This window comes from Roseateles sp., assembly GCF_036404855.1.
In the GTDB taxonomy this organism is placed as follows: Bacteria; Pseudomonadota; Gammaproteobacteria; order Burkholderiales; family Burkholderiaceae_C; genus Pelomonas.
The window spans coordinates 1-18,040 of the sequence record NZ_DASWYS010000367.1 but is presented as its reverse complement, the minus strand read 5'-3'; the positions used below and the strand labels follow the sequence as shown (position 1 = coordinate 18,040).

Genomic DNA, 18,040 nt, shown 5'->3' with positions numbered 1-18,040 from the left:
AACTGCGCCGCCTATGGCCGGTCCCGACATACAGCTCATCACGCCCGAGTCCCCTGTGGACTGGCAGGAGACCCGACTCATCCTGCGTGACTACGCCGACAGCCTCGACGTGGACCTCGACTTCCAGGGGTTCGACGAGGAGCTTGCCAGCCTGCCCGGTGTCTATGCGCCGCCCGGCGGCCTGCTGCTGCTGGCCACCGTCGACGGCGCAGTTGCCGGCAGCGGGGCCTTCCGGCCCCTGCCCGACGCGGACTATCCCAACGCCTGCGAGATGAAGCGCCTGTTCGTGCGCCCGGCCTTCCGCCGCTTCGGCCTCGGTCGCGTGCTGGCCCAGGCGCTGATGGATCGTGCCACCGAGGCCGGCTACTCGTCGATGCTGCTGGACACCCTGGACGACATGGAGGCCGCGCGCGGCCTCTACGAAAGCCTGGGCTTCGTTGAAGTTCCGCCGTTTTACTTCAACCCCATCCCCGGCGCGCACTACCTGAAGGCCGAGCTGGGCGGCTTCCGCCCCAGTTACTTCGGATAACGGCCTAGAGTGCCGGCATGGCACTCCAAGACATCCTGGCCCTCGGCCCCCATCGCTGCCTGCTCGGCGAATCGCCCCTCTGGCATCCCGCGGAGCAGGCGCTTTACGCGGTCGACATTCCCGGCCGTCAAGTGCTGCGCTGGCGCGAGGGGGCAGGTGAGCCCGAGGTCTGGGAACAGGATGCCGAACCCGGCTGCATCGCAGCGCGTGCGAGCGGTGGCCTGCTGGTGGCGCGGCGCGACGGCCTGTGGGCGCTGGACACGACGACGGGCGCGCAGCGCTGCATTGCGCCCCCGCCCTATGACCCGGCGCGGCTGCGCTTCAACGACGGCAAGGTTGACCCGGCAGGCCGGCTCTGGGTGGGCAGCATCTCGGACGCCCGTGAGCCGGAGGCCGCGCTCTACCGTTTTGACGGCCGGGCCTTTGCGTCCCAGGTGCCGGGGCTGACGACCTCCAACGGCCTGGCATGGAGCCCCGACGGGCGCCGCGTGCATTGGTCGGACACCAAGGCCCATCGCATCTACGTCGCCGACTTCGACACAGTGACCGGCGCGTTGCTGGCGCCGCGTGTCTTCGCCGAGTTCCAGCCGCGCACGCCCGGCGTGGCCTACGGTGGCCGGCCCGACGGCGCGGCGATGGACGCCGAGGGCTGCTACTGGGCTGCGATGTTCGAAGGGGGTTGCCTGCTGCGCATCGCGCCGAGCGGCGAAGTCCTGGAGCGCGTCGAGCTGCCGGTGGCCTGTCCGACCATGCCGACTTTCGGCGGGGCGGACCTGCGAACGCTCTTCATCACGACGGCGCGCGACAAGCGCCCCGCCGAGGAGCTGGAATGCCAGCCGCTCGCCGGTGCGGTGCTGAAACTGCGCGTTGCCGTGCCTGGGTTGCCGGCAACGCTGACACAGGCCTGAATCCCGGGTGAACCGCCGGGGCTGGTTTACCCCGGTGTAACTCGTCACATATAATGAGGGGCTTTGTTGGGTGGCGCCCGTGCGTCATCCAGGTGCAATCGATCCCTGGCAGTCTTCTTTTGAAGTGGGGGTCGAGCCGCCCACCCCAGGATTTCGTGCCATGAATGAGAACGGCTCCCGAAAGACCTGGCCCCCTGTCGCTTCTGCGGCCGGCGGCTGGGACGACGACAGCGAGGAGCCGCCGGTCAAGGCGTTGAATCCGGAAGAAGCGGCGGCATTGAAGTCCGCGTTGCCGATGCTGTCGCCCTGGCGTGTGCTGGGTCTGCAGCTGGTGGTGGGGCTGCTGTGCGTGGCCGTGATCCGGCTGTGGACGGGGTCCGGCGTGGCCATGGTCTCGGCGCTGTACGGCGTCGCGGCGGTGGTGGTGCCGAACATGCTGCTGGCGCGGGGCATGACGAAGCGCGTGGATTCTGCGGTCGGTGCGGCTGCCGGGTTCATGGGTTGGGAATTTTTGAAAATCGGTGCATCGATCGCGATGCTGGTGCTGGCGCCAAAGGTGGTGCCGGGCCTGAGTTGGCCGGCCCTGCTGGTCACCCTCGCGGTGTGCATCAAAGTGAACTGGCTGGCGCTCGCGTGGCGCGGCCGCAGACTGAACTGACGAGGCAGAACGAAACATGGCAGCAGAAGGCCACGCAACAGCAGCCCCGACCGCTGGTGAATACATCATTCACCACCTGCACCACGCGCAGAGCGGCACTCAGAAGGGCATCGTCGACTTCTCCGTCGTCAACCTCGACTCCCTGTTTTTCAGCATCCTGCTCGGTGTGCTGGGCTGCTTCTTCCTGTGGCGTGCCGCGAAGTCCGCTACGTCGGGCGTGCCGGGCCGTTTTCAAGCCGCTGTCGAGATCCTCGTCGAGGTCGTCGCCGACCAGGCCAAGGGCATCGTCCACAACGCCAACAGCCGCAAGCTGGTCGCACCGCTGGCCCTGACCGTCTTCGTCTGGATCTTCCTGATGAACGCGATGGACCTGCTGCCGGTGGACCTGCTGCCCTGGGTCTGGCAGAACATCACCGGTGACCACCACGCCTACCTGCGTGTCGTGCCGACGGCCGACCTGTCCATGACCATGGGCCTGTCGCTGGGCGTGCTGGTCACCTGCCTGATCTACAACGTGAAGATGAAGGGTGCCGGCGGCTGGGCGCACGAGCTGGTGGCCGCACCCTTCGGCGACAAGGTCTACCTGTACCCGATCAACTTCGCGATGCAGCTGATCGAGTTCGCGGCCAAGACCATCTCGCACGGCATGCGGCTGTTCGGCAACATGTACGCCGGCGAGCTGATCTTCCTGCTGATCGCGCTGATGGGTGGCGCCTACGCCAGCATGGGCCCGGTGGGCTACGGCCTGCTGGCCCTGGGGCACGTCGTTGCCGGCTTCGTCTGGGCCGCATTCCACCTGATCATCATCACGCTGCAGGCCTTCGTCTTCATGATGCTGACGCTGGTCTACATCGGTCAGGCGCACGACGCGCACTGATCGGCGCCCAAGTTTCCCCAAGCAGTTTTTCTCCCTCAACCCTTTTCTCTAGTCCCCTAAGGAGTCATCGTGGAAGTCATTAGCTTTGTTGCTCTCGCCGCTGGTCTGATCATTGGTCTGGGCGCTTTCGGTGCTTGTATCGGTATCGGCATCATGGGCAGCAAGTACCTCGAGTCCGCCGCCCGTCAGCCCGAGCTGATGAACGAACTGCAAACCAAGATGTTCCTGCTGGCCGGCCTGATCGACGCCGCCTTCATTATCGGTACCGGTATCGCCCTGTGGTTCGCCACGGCCAACCCGTTCCTGGGCCAGATCGCCCAAGTCGTCGCCAAGTAATTCGACGTTGCCGCCCCGCCCTCGGACTCCTGGGGGCGGCTTCAAGCACTCGAAACTTTGTGAGGCACCACCGTGTTTATTAACGCGTCGCTCATCGTTCAGATGATCGTGTTCCTGATTCTGGTCGGGTTCACGATGAAGTATGTGTGGCCGCCGATCATCAAGGCGCTCGACGAGCGTGCCGCGAAGATCGCTGCTGGCCTGTCCGCTGCCGACAAGGCCAAGGCCGAGCTGGCCGGCGCCGAAGCGCAGATCGCCAAGGAACTGGCTGCCACGAAGGCTGAATCCGGCAAGCTGCTCTCGGATGCCGAGAAGCGTGCCGCCGCCATCGTCGACGCCGCCAAGGGCCGCGCCGAAGAAGAAGGCGCCAAGATCCTGGCCGCCGCCAAGGCCGATGCCGAGCAGCAGGTTTCCCGCGCCCGTGAGGCCCTGCGCGAGCAGGTCGCTGCACTGGCCGTCAAGGGCGCCGAGCAGATCCTGCAAAAGGAAGTCAACGCCGGCGTTCATGCCGAGCTGCTGGCTCGCCTGAAGACGGAGCTGTAAATGGCCGAGATCGCCACCATTGCCCGGCCTTACGCCGAAGCCCTGTTCCAGGTTGCCAAGTCGCACGACCTCGCGGCCTGGGGCCAGCAGCTCGACGCGCTGGCCCAGGTGGCGCAGGACGCCGATCTGCGCCAGTTCGCCGATCACCCCAAGGCTGAAGCCCAGCAAGTCGTCGCGGTCATGACCGCCGCCGTCAAGCAGGACCTCGCCGCCGGCGTGCAGAACTTTCTGCAGACTGTCGTCGAGAACGGCCGCATCGCTGCGCTGCCCGAGATCGTGGCTCAGTACCACGTGCTGGCCAACGCCGCCTCCGGTGTGTCCGACGCGCAGATCTTCAGCGCCTACGAGATCGGCGGTGCACAGCTCGCCGAGCTCAAGGCCACGCTGGAAAAGCGATTCGGCCGCAAGCTCGACGCCCATGTGCAACTGGAGCCTGAACTGATCGGCGGCGTTCGCGTCGTCGTCGGCGACGAGGTGCTGGACACCTCCGTCAAGGCCCGCCTGGAGCGCATGAAGGTTGCGCTGACTGCCTGACACGCAGAGTCGCTCATCCCGCACGCCACGCAAGACATTCCGATTCACCCCCGCGTCTGACCCCGCCCTTGATCCGGCGACGGAACGGCCAACTGGGAGACCAAGCATGCAACTGAATCCCGCTGAAATTTCCGAACTGATCAAGAGCCGCATCGAGGGTCTTGGTGGCAGCACGGACATCCGCAACCAGGGCACCGTCGTGTCCGTTTCCGACGGCATCGTCCGCGTCCACGGTCTGTCCGACGTGATGCAGGGCGAAATGCTCGAATTCCCGCCGACGGCCGACGGCACGCAGACCTTCGGTCTGGCCCTGAACCTCGAGCGCGACTCCGTCGGCGCCGTGATTCTGGGTGCGTACGAGCACGTCTCGGAAGGCGACACCGTCAAGTGCACGGGCCGCATCCTGGAAGTGCCGGTCGGCCCCGAGCTGATCGGCCGCGTGGTGAACGCGCTGGGTCAGCCCATCGACGGCAAGGGCCCGATCAACGCCAAGATGACCGACGTCATCGAGAAGGTCGCCCCGGGCGTGATCGCCCGCAAGTCGGTTGACCAGCCGGTGCAGACCGGTCTGAAGTCCATCGACTCCATGGTGCCGATCGGCCGTGGCCAGCGCGAGCTGATCATCGGTGACCGCCAGACTGGTAAGACCGCCGTCGCCATCGACGCGATCATCAACCAGAAGGGTCAGAACATGACCTGCGTCTACGTCGCCATCGGCCAGAAGGCGTCGTCGATCAAGAATGTGGTGCGCTCGCTGGAGCAGGCCGGCGCGATGGAATACACCATCGTCGTCGCGGCTTCCGCCTCCGAGTCCGCCGCCATGCAGTACGTGTCGGCCTACTCCGGCTGCACGATGGGCGAGTACTTCCGCGACCGCGGTCAAGACGCCCTGATCGTCTATGACGACCTGTCCAAGCAGGCCGTCGCCTACCGCCAGGTCTCGCTGCTGCTGCGCCGCCCGCCGGGCCGCGAAGCCTTCCCCGGCGACGTGTTCTATCTCCACAGCCGCCTGCTGGAGCGTGCCGCCCGCGTGAACGCTGACTATGTCGAAGCCTTCACCAAGGGTGAGGTCAAGGGCAAGACGGGTTCGCTGACGGCGCTGCCGATCATCGAAACGCAGGCCGGTGACGTGTCCGCCTTCGTTCCGACCAACGTGATCTCGATCACCGACGGCCAGATCTTCCTGGAAACCAACCTGTTCAACGCCGGTATCCGCCCCGCCATCAACGCCGGTATCTCGGTGTCGCGCGTCGGCTCGTCCGCCCAGACCAAGCTCATCAAGAGCCTGTCCGGCGGTATCCGTACCGACCTGGCCCAGTACCGTGAGCTGGCGGCCTTCGCGCAGTTCGCCTCCGATCTCGATGCTGCGACGAAGAAGCAGCTGGATCGCGGCGCCCGCGTGACGGAACTGCTGAAGCAGGCCCAGTACTCGCCGCTGTCGATCAGCCTGATGGGCGCGTCGCTGTACGCCGCCAACAAGGGCTTCTTGGACGACATCGCCGTGAACAAGGTGCTCGCCTTCGAACACGGCCTGCACCAGCACCTGAAGACCAGCCACGCCGCACTCATTGCCAAGCTCGACAACGACAAGGCGATGGACAAGGACGCCGAGGCCGAGTTGAACGCCGCGATCACTTCCTTCAAGAAGTCGTTCGCCTAAAGCCAAGGAACACGCGGGGCCAGGCCTCAAACCAGCCCCGTACTGACTAGGAGTTCGAATGGCTTCAAGCAAAGAAATCCGCGGCAAGATCAAGTCGGTCGAGAACACCAAGAAGATCACCAAGGCGATGGAGATGGTCGCCGCGTCCAAGATGCGCAAGGCGCAGGAACGGATGCGCTCGGCCCGTCCCTACGCTGAGAAGATCGGCAACATCGCGGCTGCCCTGGCCCAGGCCAATCCCGAGTACCGCCACCCCTTCCTCGTGAAGAACGAGAAGGCGTCGGCGGCCGGCATGGTCGTCGTCACGACGGACAAGGGCCTGTGCGGTGGTCTCAACACCAACCTGCTGCGCGCGGCCACTGCCAAGCTCAAGGACCTGGAATCCGCAGGCCACAAGACCGACGTCGTCGCCATCGGCGGCAAGGGCTTCGGCTTCATGAACCGCGTCGGCGCCAAGGTCGTAGCTCACGCCACCCAGCTCGGCGACCAGCCCCACATCGAGACGCTGATCGGTCCCGTCAAGGTGCTGCTCGACGCCTACGCCGCCGGCAAGCTCTCGGCCGTCTACCTCTGCTACACCAAGTTCATCAACACGATGAAGCAGGAGGTCGTCGTTCAGCAGCTTCTGCCGCTGAAGGCCGACGACATGGCGACCGAGAAGGCTGGCCACTCGTGGGACTACATCTACGAGCCGGACGCCGCCACCGTCATCGACGAGCTGCTGGTGCGCTACACGGAGGCGCTGGTCTTCCAGGCCGTTGCCGAGAACATGGCCAGCGAGCAGTCTGCCCGCATGGTGGCCATGAAGGCCGCGACCGACAACGCCGGCACGCTGATCGGCGAGCTGAAGCTGGTCTACAACAAGACCCGCCAGGCCGCGATCACGAAGGAACTCTCCGAGATCGTCAGCGGCGCTGCCGCTGTGGGTTGATCGAGTTCGGCACGCACAAGATTTGAATTGAAGGAACGCACAAATGGCTAATACTCAAGCCCAAGGCAAGATCGTTCAGTGCATCGGCGCCGTCGTGGACGTGGAATTTCCCCGCGACCAGATGCCCAAGGTCTACGACGCCCTGAAGATGGAAGGCTCGGCCCTGACGCTGGAAGTCCAGCAGCAGCTGGGCGACGGCGTGGTCCGCACCATTGCGCTGGGTTCGTCCGACGGCCTGCGCCGCGGCACCCAGGTCTACAACACCGGCGACACCATCCAGGTGCCGGTGGGCAAGGCCACCCTCGGCCGCATCATGGACGTGCTGGGCAACCCCATCGACGAGCGCGGCCCGGTCGCTTCCCAACTGACCGCCTCCATCCACCGCACGGCTCCGGCCTATGACGAGCTGAGCCCGTCGCAGGACCTGCTGGAAACCGGCATCAAGGTGATCGACCTGATCTGCCCGTTCGCCAAGGGCGGCAAGGTGGGTCTGTTCGGTGGCGCCGGCGTCGGCAAGACCGTCAACATGATGGAGCTCATCAACAACATCGCCAAGGCGCACAGCGGTCTGTCCGTGTTCGCCGGCGTGGGTGAGCGCACCCGTGAGGGCAACGACTTCTATCACGAGATGTCGGATTCCGGCGTGGTCGTGCAGGAGAAGCTCGAGGACTCCAAGGTCGCGATGGTCTACGGCCAGATGAACGAGCCCCCGGGCAACCGCCTGCGCGTCGCCCTGACCGGCCTGACCATCGCCGAGTCGTTCCGCGACGAAGGCAAGGACGTGCTGTTCTTCGTGGACAACATCTACCGCTACACGCTGGCCGGCACGGAAGTGTCCGCGCTGCTGGGCCGCATGCCTTCCGCCGTGGGCTATCAGCCGACGCTGGCCGAGGAAATGGGCCGCCTGCAGGAGCGCATCACGTCGACCAAGGTCGGCTCGATCACGTCCATCCAGGCCGTCTACGTCCCCGCGGACGACCTGACCGACCCGTCGCCTGCCACGACCTTCGCCCACTTGGACGCCACCGTCGTGCTGTCGCGTGACATCGCCTCGCTGGGCATCTACCCTGCCGTGGACCCGCTGGACTCGACCAGCCGCCAGATCGACCCCAACGTCGTCGGCGAGGACCACTACACGACGACCCGTGCCGTGCAGCAGGTGCTGCAGCGCTACAAGGAACTGCGCGACATTATCGCCATCCTGGGCATGGACGAACTGTCGCCGGAAGACAAGCTGGCCGTGGCTCGCGCCCGCAAGATCCAGCGCTTCCTGTCGCAGCCTTTCCACGTCGCCGAAGTGTTCACGGGCACGCCGGGCAAGTACGTGCCGCTGAAGGAAACCATCCGCGGCTTCAAGATGATCGTCAACGGCGAGTGCGACACGCTGCCCGAGCAGGCCTTCTACATGGTCGGCACGATTGACGAGGCTTTCGAGAAGGCGAAGAAGATCCAGTAAGGCGCCGCGGGGCTTTGGCCCCGTTGCTTCACTGAACCTTCCCAACCCCACAGCCCAGGACGATTGATATGGCAACCCTCCACGTCGACGTGGTCTCCGCCGAAGAGCAGATCTTCTCCGGCGAGGCCAAGTTCGTCGCCCTGCCGGGCGAGTCCGGCGAGCTCGGCATCCTGCCCAAGCACACGCCGCTGATCACGCGCATCAAGCCGGGCGCCGTGCGCATCGAGCTGACTGACGGCAACGAAGAATTCGTCTTCGTCGCCGGCGGCATCCTCGAGGTTCAGCCGAACCGCGTGACCGTGCTGGCCGACACCGCCATCCGCGGCAAGGACCTCGACGAGGCCAAGGCGGTGGAAGCGAAAAAGGCGGCCGAGGAGTCGCTGCGCAACGCCAAGGACAAGCTCGACCAGGCCGCCATCCAGAGCGAACTGGCCATCCAGGCAGCCCAGATCGCTGCGCTGCGCAAGTTCCTGAAGAAATAAGAAGGTCGCGGCATCGCGAACGGCGATGTGCACCTCTTGCGAACGCGGCTCCGGCCGCGTTCGGTGTTTTTGGGGGCCGCGCACCGGTTCTGGACGCGCCACTCCAATGTCGCCGCGGCAGGCTGCGGATAATCCGCGCCTTCCTCGACTGAGCAACGCAAGACAAGCGCCATGACCGACTTCCGAGTTCGCCGCTGGGCTGCCTGGGCGCCCGGCCTGCAGACGCAGGAAGCCTGGAGCGCGTGGCTGGCGTCGCCTGCTTGGCCGCTGCCGGCGGGGGAGGGGCAAGCGCCCTTGGCCGAGGTGCCGGCCATGACGCGCCGCCGCATCGACCCCCTCGGGCGTGCTGCGCTGCAAGCGGCGTGGTGGGCGCAGGGCGATGTGCCGACGGGGCCGGTCGTCTTTGCCTCTCGCTGGGGCGAGATTGCACGTTCGGTGGCGTTGCTGCGTGAACTGGCCCGGGGCGAGCCGCTGTCGCCCACCGCCTTCAGCCTTTCCGTCCACAACGCGAGCAGTGCGGTCTACTCCATCGCCCGCGGCGACACGGCCAACTACGCGGCCGTCTCCGCCGGTCCGGCCAGCGCTGCGGCGGGCATCTGCGAAGCTGTCGGCCTGCTGGCCCAGGGCGCGCCCCAGGTGCTGGTGGTGTCGGTCGAGGCCGAATTGCCGGAGCCCTACCAGGATTTCGACCCGCATCCCGGGCCGACGCGCGCCTGGGCCGTGCTGCTGGAGCCGGCCGAATGTGGATTGCGCCTGCAGGCCATGCCGCCCGCCGATGCCGACACCGTTGCCGCCGGGCTGCCGCCGGACCTCGCTGCGCTGCGCTTCCTGACCGGCGAGGCGCCGCAATGGCGCCAGCCCGCCCCGCAGGGCGGCTGGCTGTGGAGTCGCCATGGCTGAATGGCTTCACTGGCCCGGGCGGCTGTGGCGCATCTTCGCCACGGCGCTGGCCTTTGCCTGCTTCGGCATTGGCGGCCTGCTGCTGTGGGTCGTGGTCTTTCCGCTGCAGAACCTGCTGCTGCGCGACCACGCGCGCCGCCAGCACGCCGCCCGCGCCGTGGTGCAGGCCGTATTCCGCCTCTTCGTCGGCTGGCTGCGGCTGCTGGGCCTGATCCGCTACGAGGTGCACGGCGTGGAGAAGCTGCAGCGCCGTGGGCTGCTCATCCTGGCCAACCATCCGACGCTGATCGACGTCGCCTTTCTCATCGGCCTGGTTCCCAACGCCAGTTGCGTGGTCAAGTCCACGTTGGCGGACCACCCTTGTACGAGGGGGCCGGTGCGAGCCACGGGCTACATCTGCAACAATCCGGGCGCTGATTTGTTGCTGGCTTGTACCGACACGCTGGCGGCGGGCAGCAACCTGATCATCTTTCCCGAAGGCACGCGGTCTCGGCCCGGGCAAGCCCTGAAGATGCAACGCGGCGCGGCGCAGATTGCCCTGCGCGGCGGACTCGACATCACACCGGTGCGTATCCACTGCGAGCCGCTCGGTCTGTACAAGGGGCAGCCTTGGTGGACCGTCGCCAAGCGCCCGCTGCGCTTCACCATCGAGGTCGGCGACGACCTGCCCACCGCGCCCGTTCTGGAAGCGGCCGGCGGTGAGCATGGCCGGGCCGCCAGGCGGCTGACGGAGAGCCTGATCCAGTTTTTCTCAGAGCCCTCGAGGCTACCGAAGACAGTCACGAAGGGGAGTCATGCAAGCGCTGGAACAAGAAATCAAGGAACTGCTGATCTCGGCACTCCAACTTGAAGACCTCAAGCCCGAGGACATCGATGCCGAGCAGGCTCTGTTCGTCGAGGGCCTCGGCCTGGACTCCATCGACGCGCTGGAACTGGGCCTCGCGCTGCAGAAGCGCTACGGCCTGAGCATGGCCGCCGATTCCGCCGAAACCCGCCGGCACTTCGCCAGCATCCGTGCGCTGGCACAGTTCGTTGCCAGCCATCGCAAGCTTGCCGCGTGAGTGCCGTCATGACCGACCAAGAAATCTTCGAACGCCTGCGCAGCATCCTCGTCGAGACCTTCGACATCGAGGCTGACCGCGTGGCACCGCAGGCCAAGCTCTACGACGACCTCGACATCGACAGCATCGATGCCGTGGACCTCATCGTGAAGCTCAAGCCCCTGGTGGGCAAGCGCCTGCAGCCCGAGGCCTTCAAGGCCGTGCGCACCGTGCAGGACGTGATCGACGCGCTGCAAGGCCTGCTGAAGGCCGATGCCGGAGCTGAAGTCGGCGACAAGCCGACTGCGGCCACCGCCTGACCGGCGCCGAGCGATGCGCTGGGCCCTGGTGCTGGCCCTGACGGCCGCGTATCCGCTGATCGTCTATTTCAGCCTGGGGCATGTCGAGCCCCGCTACCTCGCCTTGCTGCTGCTGGTGCTCGGCGCCTTGCGCTGGCTGGCCGGCGGTGCACAGCTCGTGCAGGCGCGCTGGGTCGCGCTGGCGGCGCTGCTGCTGGCCGCCAGCACTGCGTTGCTCAACATGAGCCTGCCGCTCAAGCTCTATCCCGTGCTCGTCAATGTCGTGCTGCTTGTCATCTTCGGGGTGAGCCTGGTGCGCGGCCCCAGCGTGGCCGAGCGCATCGCGCGCCTGCAGGACCCCGACCTCGATGCCCGAGGCCAGGCCTACACCCGACGCGTCACGCAGGTCTGGTGTGGCTTCTTCGTGCTCAACGGCGGCATGGCGCTGGCCACTGCGCTGTGGACGTCTGAGGCCACCTGGGCGCTGTATAACGGCCTGATCGCGTATGTCCTCATCGGCACGCTGATGGGCGGCGAGTGGCTGCTGCGTCGGCATCTGCGGGCGCGCTACGCAAGGCTGCAGGCATGACGCCGGCCCAGCGTTTGGCCGCGCTGCTGATGGCCGCGCCGCCCGCCGTGGTCGGCTGGCGACGTCGCGAGCCTGTCTCTGGCGCCGACTTCATCGCGCAGGCCGGCCGTTGGCAGGCCGCCTTCGAGGTGCATCCGGGCCAGCGCTTCGCCCTCTACTTCCAGGACAGCCTGAGCTTCGCCGCCGCGCTGTTCGGCGTCTGGCAAGCCGGCAAGCAGGCCTGGCTGCCGGGCGACCTGACGCCGGCCAGCCGGCAGGCGCTGCGGGCCCGCGTCGATGGCTTTGCCGGCGACGTCGCCGCGCCCGAAGACCTGCCTGGCATCGAGCCCGCGGCCACCCCGGTGGCCGCGACGCGGCCGCTGGACCCTGAGGCCCTGCAACTGGTCGTCTTCACATCCGGTTCGACCGGCCAGCCCCAGGCACTGCCCAAGCGGCTGCGCCAGCTCTTTGACGAGGTCACGGCGCTGGAGCAGGCCTTCGGCGCCGCAGCGCCCGGCGCGGCCGTGCTCGCCAGCGTGTCGCACCAGCATGTCTACGGCCTGCTTTTCCGTGTGTTGTGGCCGCTCGCCACCGGCCGGCCGCTGCAGGCGCAAAGCCTGGTCGTCCTCGAAGACCTGGCCGAGCTGGCGTCATCTGGCGCCCGCGCCATCCTCATCGCCAGTCCCGCCCACCTGAGCCGGCTGCCGCTGGTGGAGAACCTGCCCGTGGTGCAGGTCTTCAGCTCGGGCGCGCCGCTGCCCGATGCAGCGCTGCCGGGCTGTCTGCGCGTCTTCGGCCGGGCGCCCATCGAGGTCTACGGCAGCAGCGAGACCGGCGGCGTGGCCTGGCGCCAGCGCGACCCCGATGCCCCGACCCACTGGCAGGTCCTGCCGGGCGTCGAATGGCGCATCGAGGACGACGCGCTGTGGCTGCGCTCGGCGCACCTGGATGACGCCGGCTGGATGCCCAGCGCCGACCGCGCCGCGGCCGTGCCCGGCGGCTTCGAACTGCGCGGCCGTGCCGACCGCATCGTCAAGATCGCCGAGAAGCGCGTCTCGCTGACGGCCGTGGAGGCTGCCTTGCGCGCCTCGCCGCTGGTCGCCGACCTGCGCCTCGTGCCCTTGACCGAGCCGCGCGAGCAACTCGGCGTCGTCGCCGTGCCCAGCGAAGCCGGCTGGCGGCTACACGATGCGCAGGGCCGGCGCGCATTGGCCGAGGCGCTGCGGGCGAGCCTCGCGGATGTCGTCGAGCGTGTGGCGCTGCCGCGGCGCTTTCGCTTCCTGCCCGAGCTGCCCCTCAACGCCCAGGGCAAGTCGACGCAGGCCCGGCTGCTGGCCGAGTTCGACGCGCGTCGGCCGGCGCTGCGCGCCATCCACGTCAGCGAGGCCGGCCATGACCTGACGCTGGCCATCGACCCGACCTTGCCGCAGTTCGACGGCCACTTCCCCGGCCACCCCATACTCGCCGGCGTCGTGCAGGTCGAATGGGCCGAGTTGTTCGGCCGCGAGCGCTTCGCTATCGCCGGCGAGTTCTGCGGCATGGAGGCGCTGAAGTTCCAGCGCGTCATCGCGCCGGGCCGCCCCGTCACGCTGTCCCTGAGCTGGGCGCCGGGCAAGCTGTCCTTCCGCTACCACTCCGACCTTGGCCAGCACGCCAGCGGCCGGCTGCTGTTCGGGACGCCATGACGCCCGGCGCCGTCATTCCCGTCTACAACCACGGCGGCCCCGTGGGCTGCGTCGTCGCGGCACTGCGTGCCCACGGCCTGCCGGTGCTGCTGGTGGACGATGCCAGCGACCCCGACTGCGCCGCCGTGCTGGACGCGTTGGCCCGGCAGCCCGATGTGTTCCTGGAGCGGCTGCCCGTCAACCAGGGCAAGGGTGGGGCCGTCATGGCCGGCCTGCGCCGGGCAGCCCGGCTGGGCTGGACGCACGTGCTGCAGATCGATGCCGATGGCCAGCACGACACCCGCGATGTCCCTGCCTTCGTCGCCGCCGCCGAGGCCGCGCCCACCGAACTGATCTGCGGCTGCCCGGTCTATGACGACAGCGTGCCCCGGGCGCGCCTGTACGGCCGCTACGCTACCCACATCTGGGTCTGGATCAACACGCTGTCCTTCGCGGTGCGCGACTCGATGTGCGGCTTCCGCATCTACCCGCTGGCGGCCACGCTGCGCTGCATGGAAGGTCAGTACATCGGGCGCCGCATGGATTTCGACACCGAGATCGCCGTGCGCCTGGTGTGGTCGGGCATGGGGGTCGCCAACCTGCCGACGCGCGTGCGCTATCCGGAGGACGGCGTCTCGCATTTCCGTGTCTGGCACGACAACCTGCTGATCTCGGCCATGCACACGCGGCTCTTCTTCGGCATGCTGCTGCGCGCGCCGCTGCTGCTGTGGCGAAAGTTCTCGGCATGAAGGCGCAGCGCCACTGGGCCTCGATGGGCGAGAGCACCTTCGTCGCCGGCATCTGGCTGCTCTTCTTCGTGCACCGCCTGCTGGGGCGCAAGGTGTTTCGCGTGCTGATGTGGCCGGTGGTGCTGGTGTACTGGCTCGCGCAGCCGGGGCTGCGGGCGCACAGCCTGGGCTATCTGCGGCGGCTGCAGCCCTCCGCCGGCTGGCGCCAGGGCCTGGCCCATGTGCGGCTGTTCGCCGAGACCATGCTCGACAAGCTGCTCGCCATCGCGGGCCGCTACCCGCTGTCCCGCGTGCGGACAAAGGGCACCGAGGCCGTGCATGCCCAGGCCGCCAAGGGCCAGGGCGCCGTGCTCGTCACGGCCCACACCGGCTGCCTGGAGCTGTGTCAGGCGCTGGCCGAGACGCATCCCGAGCTCAAGGTCAACGTGCTGGTGCACACCAAGCATGCCGAGAGCTTCAACCGCATCCTCGCGCGGCTGAACCCGCGGCGCGGCGTCGAGCTCATCGAGGTCAGCGAGCTCGACATGGGCCTCACGCTCAGGCTCGCCGAGCGCGTCGCGGCCGGCGAGTTCCTGGCCATCGCGGGCGACCGCGTGCCGGTGCGCGGCAGCAAGACCGTGCGCGTCCCCTTCCTCGGCGGCGAGGCCGACTTCCCCGTCGGCCCCTACCTGATCGCCGGGCTGCTCGGGTGTCCGCTCTACCTGATGCTCAGCCTTCATGAGGGCGCGGGCTATTCGCTGGAGTTCGAGCTGCTGGCCGAGCGGGTTCACCTGCCGCGCCGCGCCCGTGACGCCGCGCTCGCCGAGCATGCCCGCTGTTTCGCCGATGCACTCGCCGTGCGGCTGCGCCGTTCGCCCTATGACTGGTTCAACTTCTACGCTTTCTGGGATCGTCCCGATGCCGCCCATCACGTTTGACGGCCAGCGCCTCCTCATCGAAGACATCGTGGCGCTGGCCCGGCGCCGCGCCAGCGCGGAGCTGGGGCGCGCGCCCGAGTTCCGGGCCCGCATTCAGGCCGGTGCCGACTTTGTCGCCCGCCTGCTGGCCGAGGACGGCGTCATCTACGGGGTCACCACTGGCTACGGCGACTCCTGCACGGTGGCCGTGCCGCCGGCCCTGGTGCCCGAGCTGCCCCACCACCTCTACACGTACCACGGCATCGGTGCCGGTGCGCTGCTGAGCGCGGAACAGACCCGCGCCGTGCTGGGTGCACGCCTGGCGTCGTTGTGCCAGGGCCTGTCCGGCGTCAGCCTGGACCTGCTGCGCCAGATCGAGACGCTGCTGCGCCACGACATCCTGCCCCTGATCCCGAGCGAGGGCTCGGTGGGCGCCAGTGGCGACCTGACGCCGCTGTCCTACCTTGCCGCCGTGCTCTGCGGAGAGCGCGAGGTCAGCGTCAACGGCGAGACCCTGCCCGCGGCCGAGGCCTTGCGCGCCGTCGGCGCCACGCCGCTGCGCCTGCGGCCCAAGGAAGGCCTGGCCATCATGAACGGCACGGCCGTCATGACCGGCCTGGCCTGCCTGGCCTTCGCGCGTGCCGAGTACCTGGCCAAGCTCGCCACGCGCATCACAGCGATGAACGTCGTCGCCAGCGCCGGCAACGCCCACCACTTCGACGCGACACTGTTCGCTGCCAAGCCCCATGCCGGCCAGCAGCGCGTGGCCGAGCGGCTGCGGGCCGACCTCGCCAGCGACCGGCCCTCTCGCAACGAGCAGCGCCTGCAGGACCGCTACTCGCTGCGTTGCGCCCCCCACGTCATCGGCGTGCTGGAGGATGCACTGCCCTGGCTGCGCCAGCTCATCGAGAACGAGCTCAACAGCGCCAACGACAACCCGCTCATCGACCCGGCCGAGGAGCGCGTGCTGCATGGCGGCCACTTCTACGGCGGCCACATCGCGATGGCCATGGACACGCTGAAGACGGCCGTCGCCAATGTGGCGGATCTGCTGGACCGCCAGCTCGCGCTGCTCGTGGACGCCCGCTACAACCATGGCCTGCCGGCGAATCTCTCCGGCGCCAGTGGCGAGCGCGCGGCCATCAACCACGGCCTGAAGGCGCTGCAGATCAGCGTGTCCGCGTGGACGGCCGAGGCGCTGAAGCAGACCATGCCGGCGTCCGTGTTCAGCCGCAGCACCGAGTGCCACAACCAGGACAAGGTCAGCATGGGCACCATCGCCGCGCGCGACGCGCTGCGCGTGCTGGACCTGGCCGAGCAGGTCGTCGCCGCGATGCTGATCGCCGCCCGCCAGGGCGTGGCGCTGCGAGAGCGCCAGGGGCCGCTGGCGCTGACGCCCGAGCTGACCGCCATGCAGGGCGACCTCGCCGGACGGTTGCCGCTGATCAACGAAGACCGCGCGCTCGACAAGGAACTGGTCGCGCTGATCGACGCCATCCGGGGCCAGGCCTGGGGGTTGTATGCCTGAGCTCTGGCACGAGATCGAGCTGACGCCTGCCTTCCATGACCTGGATCCGATGGACATCGTCTGGCACGGGCATTACGTGAAGTACCTGGAGCTGGCCCGCAACGCGCTGATGGCTCGCTTCGACTATGACTACCCGCAGATGCGCGAGTCCGGCTACGCCTGGCCCATCGTCGACATGAGGCTCAAGTACGTGGACATGCTGCCCTACGGCCGCCGCGTCATCGTGCGCGCCGAGATCGTCGAATGGGAGAACCGCATCAAGGTGGACTACGTCATCCGCGACGCCCAGACCGACAAGGTCATCCACAAGGCCCACACCATCCAGGTCGCGCTCAACATCGCCACGCGCGAGATGGAGTGGGTCTGTCCGCCGGTGCTGTGGCGCAAGCTCGGCGTGAGTCCGGCATGAAGCGCCGCACGCTCCTGATCGCCGCGCTGCCGGTGGTGTCCCAGGCGACGCCCGACCTCGCACTGGCCGTGCGCGAGCGCCTGCAACAGCCGCAGTGGCTGCGCGGCGACTTCACGCAGACCAAGAAGGTGCCGGGCTTCGCCAAGCCGCTGGTGTCCACCGGCAACTTCGTCGCGGCGCGCGGGCGTGGCGTGCTGTGGCGCACGCTCAAGCCCTTTGCCAGCGAGCTGCGCCTGACGCAGAACGAGATCCGCGCCAGCCAGGGCGGACAGACGGCCATGCGCCTGGATGCCGCGCGCGAGCCGGCCGTGCGCCTCATCACGACGCTGATGTTTTCGCTGCTCAATGGCGACGTCAGCGGTCTGGCCGAGCTCTTCGAGCTCAGTGGCGGCGTCAAGGGCGCGAGCTGGCAGCTGGCTCTGCTGCCCAGGCCCGGTGCGCTTCAGCAGGTGCTCAGGAAGGTGGAGCTGGAGGGCGATGGCTTCGTGCGCCGCATCCAGCTCTTCGAGGCCAACGGCGACGAGAGCCTGATCCAGATCGCCAACCCGCGCACCGATGCGGCGCCCGAGCCGGGTCTCTTTCAGTGAACCTGGAGCGAACCACCCGGCGCCTGGCCGGCCTGTGGCTGGTGCTCGTGCTCGCCTGCGTGGCGCACAACGCCTGGTACTGGATCGTGAACCGGGGCGCGCCGGTGACCGACATGCTGGCCATGCTGCCCCGCGACGAGCAGCGCCCGCTGGCCGCCCAGGCCACGCAGGCCCTGGCCGATGCCGGCTCGCGCCGCGTCACCGTGCTGATCGGCGGGGGCGACGAGGACCAGGCGCGGCACGCGGCCGACGCCTTCTTGCAGGCCCTGGGCGACATCCCGGCCCGGCATCGCGTGGCCGACACCGACAGCCAGGCCTGGCTGGCCCTGTACGCGCCGGTGCGCGCGGGGCTGCTGTCGCCCCAGGCCCGCGAGCGCCTGGGCGCGGCGCCGACGGCCGAACTGGCCGACCAGGCGCTCGCGGCGCTCTACCAGCCCGTCGGCGGGCCGCGCATGGGGCCCTGGGCGGACGATCCGCTCAACGTCT

The 18,040-nt window shown here is 68.1% G+C and carries 22 protein-coding genes and 1 pseudogene; all 23 read left to right on the top strand.

The window, feature by feature from the left end; translation table 11 throughout:
- Window positions 1–13: 13 nt before the first annotated feature.
- Window positions 14–529: a GNAT family N-acetyltransferase gene (locus VGF12_RS24650; protein ID WP_331178692.1), complete on the top strand. Its 516-nt coding sequence runs from the start codon at window positions 14–16 to the stop codon at window positions 527–529.
- 17 nt (window positions 530–546) lie between these two features.
- Window positions 547–1,437, top strand: a complete 891-nt coding sequence (locus tag VGF12_RS24645; RefSeq protein WP_331178691.1) for an SMP-30/gluconolactonase/LRE family protein — start codon at window positions 547–549, stop codon at window positions 1,435–1,437.
- A gap of 160 nt (window positions 1,438–1,597) precedes the next feature.
- Window positions 1,598–2,095, top strand: a complete 498-nt coding sequence (locus tag VGF12_RS24640; RefSeq protein WP_331178690.1) for an ATP synthase subunit I — start codon at window positions 1,598–1,600, stop codon at window positions 2,093–2,095.
- Window positions 2,096–2,111: 16 nt separating this feature from the next.
- Window positions 2,112–2,972 carry a F0F1 ATP synthase subunit A gene (gene atpB / locus VGF12_RS24635; RefSeq protein ID WP_331178689.1) on the top strand — a complete coding sequence of 287 codons (861 nt, stop codon included), beginning with the start codon at window positions 2,112–2,114 and terminating at the stop codon, window positions 2,970–2,972.
- Window positions 2,973–3,041: 69 nt separating this feature from the next.
- Window positions 3,042–3,308, top strand: coding sequence for a F0F1 ATP synthase subunit C (gene atpE / locus VGF12_RS24630; RefSeq protein ID WP_409983278.1), 267 nt, complete (start codon window positions 3,042–3,044; stop codon window positions 3,306–3,308).
- 72 nt (window positions 3,309–3,380) lie between these two features.
- Window positions 3,381–3,851, top strand: coding sequence for a F0F1 ATP synthase subunit B (locus VGF12_RS24625; RefSeq protein ID WP_331178688.1), 471 nt, complete (start codon window positions 3,381–3,383; stop codon window positions 3,849–3,851).
- Window positions 3,852–4,385, top strand: coding sequence for a F0F1 ATP synthase subunit delta (locus tag VGF12_RS24620; protein ID WP_331178687.1), 534 nt, complete (start codon window positions 3,852–3,854; stop codon window positions 4,383–4,385).
- A 106-nt stretch (window positions 4,386–4,491) separates the two neighbouring features.
- Entirely contained in the window at window positions 4,492–6,045 is a 1,554-nt protein-coding gene (atpA, locus tag VGF12_RS24615; protein ID WP_331178686.1) for a F0F1 ATP synthase subunit alpha, read from the top strand.
- Window positions 6,046–6,103: 58 nt separating this feature from the next.
- The gene (atpG, locus tag VGF12_RS24610) at window positions 6,104–6,976 is read left to right on the top strand and encodes a F0F1 ATP synthase subunit gamma (protein ID WP_331178685.1); all 873 of its coding nucleotides are present in this window, start codon (window positions 6,104–6,106) and stop codon (window positions 6,974–6,976) included.
- Between the two features lie 43 nt (window positions 6,977–7,019).
- On the top strand, window positions 7,020–8,432 hold the full coding sequence (gene atpD, locus VGF12_RS24605) for a F0F1 ATP synthase subunit beta (RefSeq protein ID WP_331178684.1): 1,413 nt from the start codon (window positions 7,020–7,022) through the stop codon (window positions 8,430–8,432).
- A 68-nt stretch (window positions 8,433–8,500) separates the two neighbouring features.
- The gene (locus VGF12_RS24600; protein WP_331178683.1) at window positions 8,501–8,914 is read left to right on the top strand and encodes a F0F1 ATP synthase subunit epsilon; all 414 of its coding nucleotides are present in this window, start codon (window positions 8,501–8,503) and stop codon (window positions 8,912–8,914) included.
- A gap of 171 nt (window positions 8,915–9,085) precedes the next feature.
- Window positions 9,086–9,814, top strand: coding sequence for a beta-ketoacyl synthase chain length factor (locus tag VGF12_RS24595; RefSeq protein WP_331178682.1), 729 nt, complete (start codon window positions 9,086–9,088; stop codon window positions 9,812–9,814).
- Complete coding sequence (locus tag VGF12_RS24590; RefSeq protein WP_331178681.1) at window positions 9,807–10,664, top strand: lysophospholipid acyltransferase family protein; 858 nt, start codon at window positions 9,807–9,809, stop codon at window positions 10,662–10,664. The genes VGF12_RS24595 and VGF12_RS24590 overlap by 8 nt, the downstream gene beginning before the upstream one ends.
- Complete coding sequence (locus VGF12_RS24585) at window positions 10,609–10,875, top strand: phosphopantetheine-binding protein (RefSeq protein ID WP_331178680.1); 267 nt, start codon at window positions 10,609–10,611, stop codon at window positions 10,873–10,875. The genes VGF12_RS24590 and VGF12_RS24585 overlap by 56 nt, the downstream gene beginning before the upstream one ends.
- Before the next feature lie 8 nt (window positions 10,876–10,883).
- The gene (locus tag VGF12_RS24580) at window positions 10,884–11,174 is read left to right on the top strand and encodes an acyl carrier protein (protein WP_331178679.1); all 291 of its coding nucleotides are present in this window, start codon (window positions 10,884–10,886) and stop codon (window positions 11,172–11,174) included.
- A gap of 13 nt (window positions 11,175–11,187) precedes the next feature.
- Complete coding sequence (locus tag VGF12_RS24575) at window positions 11,188–11,742, top strand: hypothetical protein (protein ID WP_331178678.1); 555 nt, start codon at window positions 11,188–11,190, stop codon at window positions 11,740–11,742.
- On the top strand, window positions 11,739–13,406 hold the full coding sequence (locus VGF12_RS24570) for an AMP-binding protein (RefSeq protein WP_331178677.1): 1,668 nt from the start codon (window positions 11,739–11,741) through the stop codon (window positions 13,404–13,406). The genes VGF12_RS24575 and VGF12_RS24570 overlap by 4 nt, the downstream gene beginning before the upstream one ends.
- Window positions 13,403–14,134, top strand: coding sequence for a glycosyltransferase family 2 protein (locus tag VGF12_RS24565; RefSeq protein WP_331178676.1), 732 nt, complete (start codon window positions 13,403–13,405; stop codon window positions 14,132–14,134). The genes VGF12_RS24570 and VGF12_RS24565 overlap by 4 nt, the downstream gene beginning before the upstream one ends.
- Complete coding sequence (locus VGF12_RS24560; protein WP_331178675.1) at window positions 14,113–15,051, top strand: acyltransferase; 939 nt, start codon at window positions 14,113–14,115, stop codon at window positions 15,049–15,051. The genes VGF12_RS24565 and VGF12_RS24560 overlap by 22 nt, the downstream gene beginning before the upstream one ends.
- Complete coding sequence (locus VGF12_RS24555; RefSeq protein WP_331178674.1) at window positions 15,032–16,558, top strand: aromatic amino acid ammonia-lyase; 1,527 nt, start codon at window positions 15,032–15,034, stop codon at window positions 16,556–16,558. The genes VGF12_RS24560 and VGF12_RS24555 overlap by 20 nt, the downstream gene beginning before the upstream one ends.
- Entirely contained in the window at window positions 16,551–16,967 is a 417-nt protein-coding gene (locus tag VGF12_RS24550) for an acyl-CoA thioesterase (protein ID WP_331178673.1), read from the top strand. The genes VGF12_RS24555 and VGF12_RS24550 overlap by 8 nt, the downstream gene beginning before the upstream one ends.
- On the top strand, window positions 16,964–17,554 hold the full coding sequence (locus VGF12_RS24545) for an outer membrane lipoprotein carrier protein LolA (RefSeq protein WP_331178672.1): 591 nt from the start codon (window positions 16,964–16,966) through the stop codon (window positions 17,552–17,554). The genes VGF12_RS24550 and VGF12_RS24545 overlap by 4 nt, the downstream gene beginning before the upstream one ends.
- Window positions 17,551–18,040: pseudogene (locus VGF12_RS24540) on the top strand (hypothetical protein); the annotation flags it as partial. The gene VGF12_RS24545 and the pseudogene VGF12_RS24540, both read left to right, overlap by 4 nt.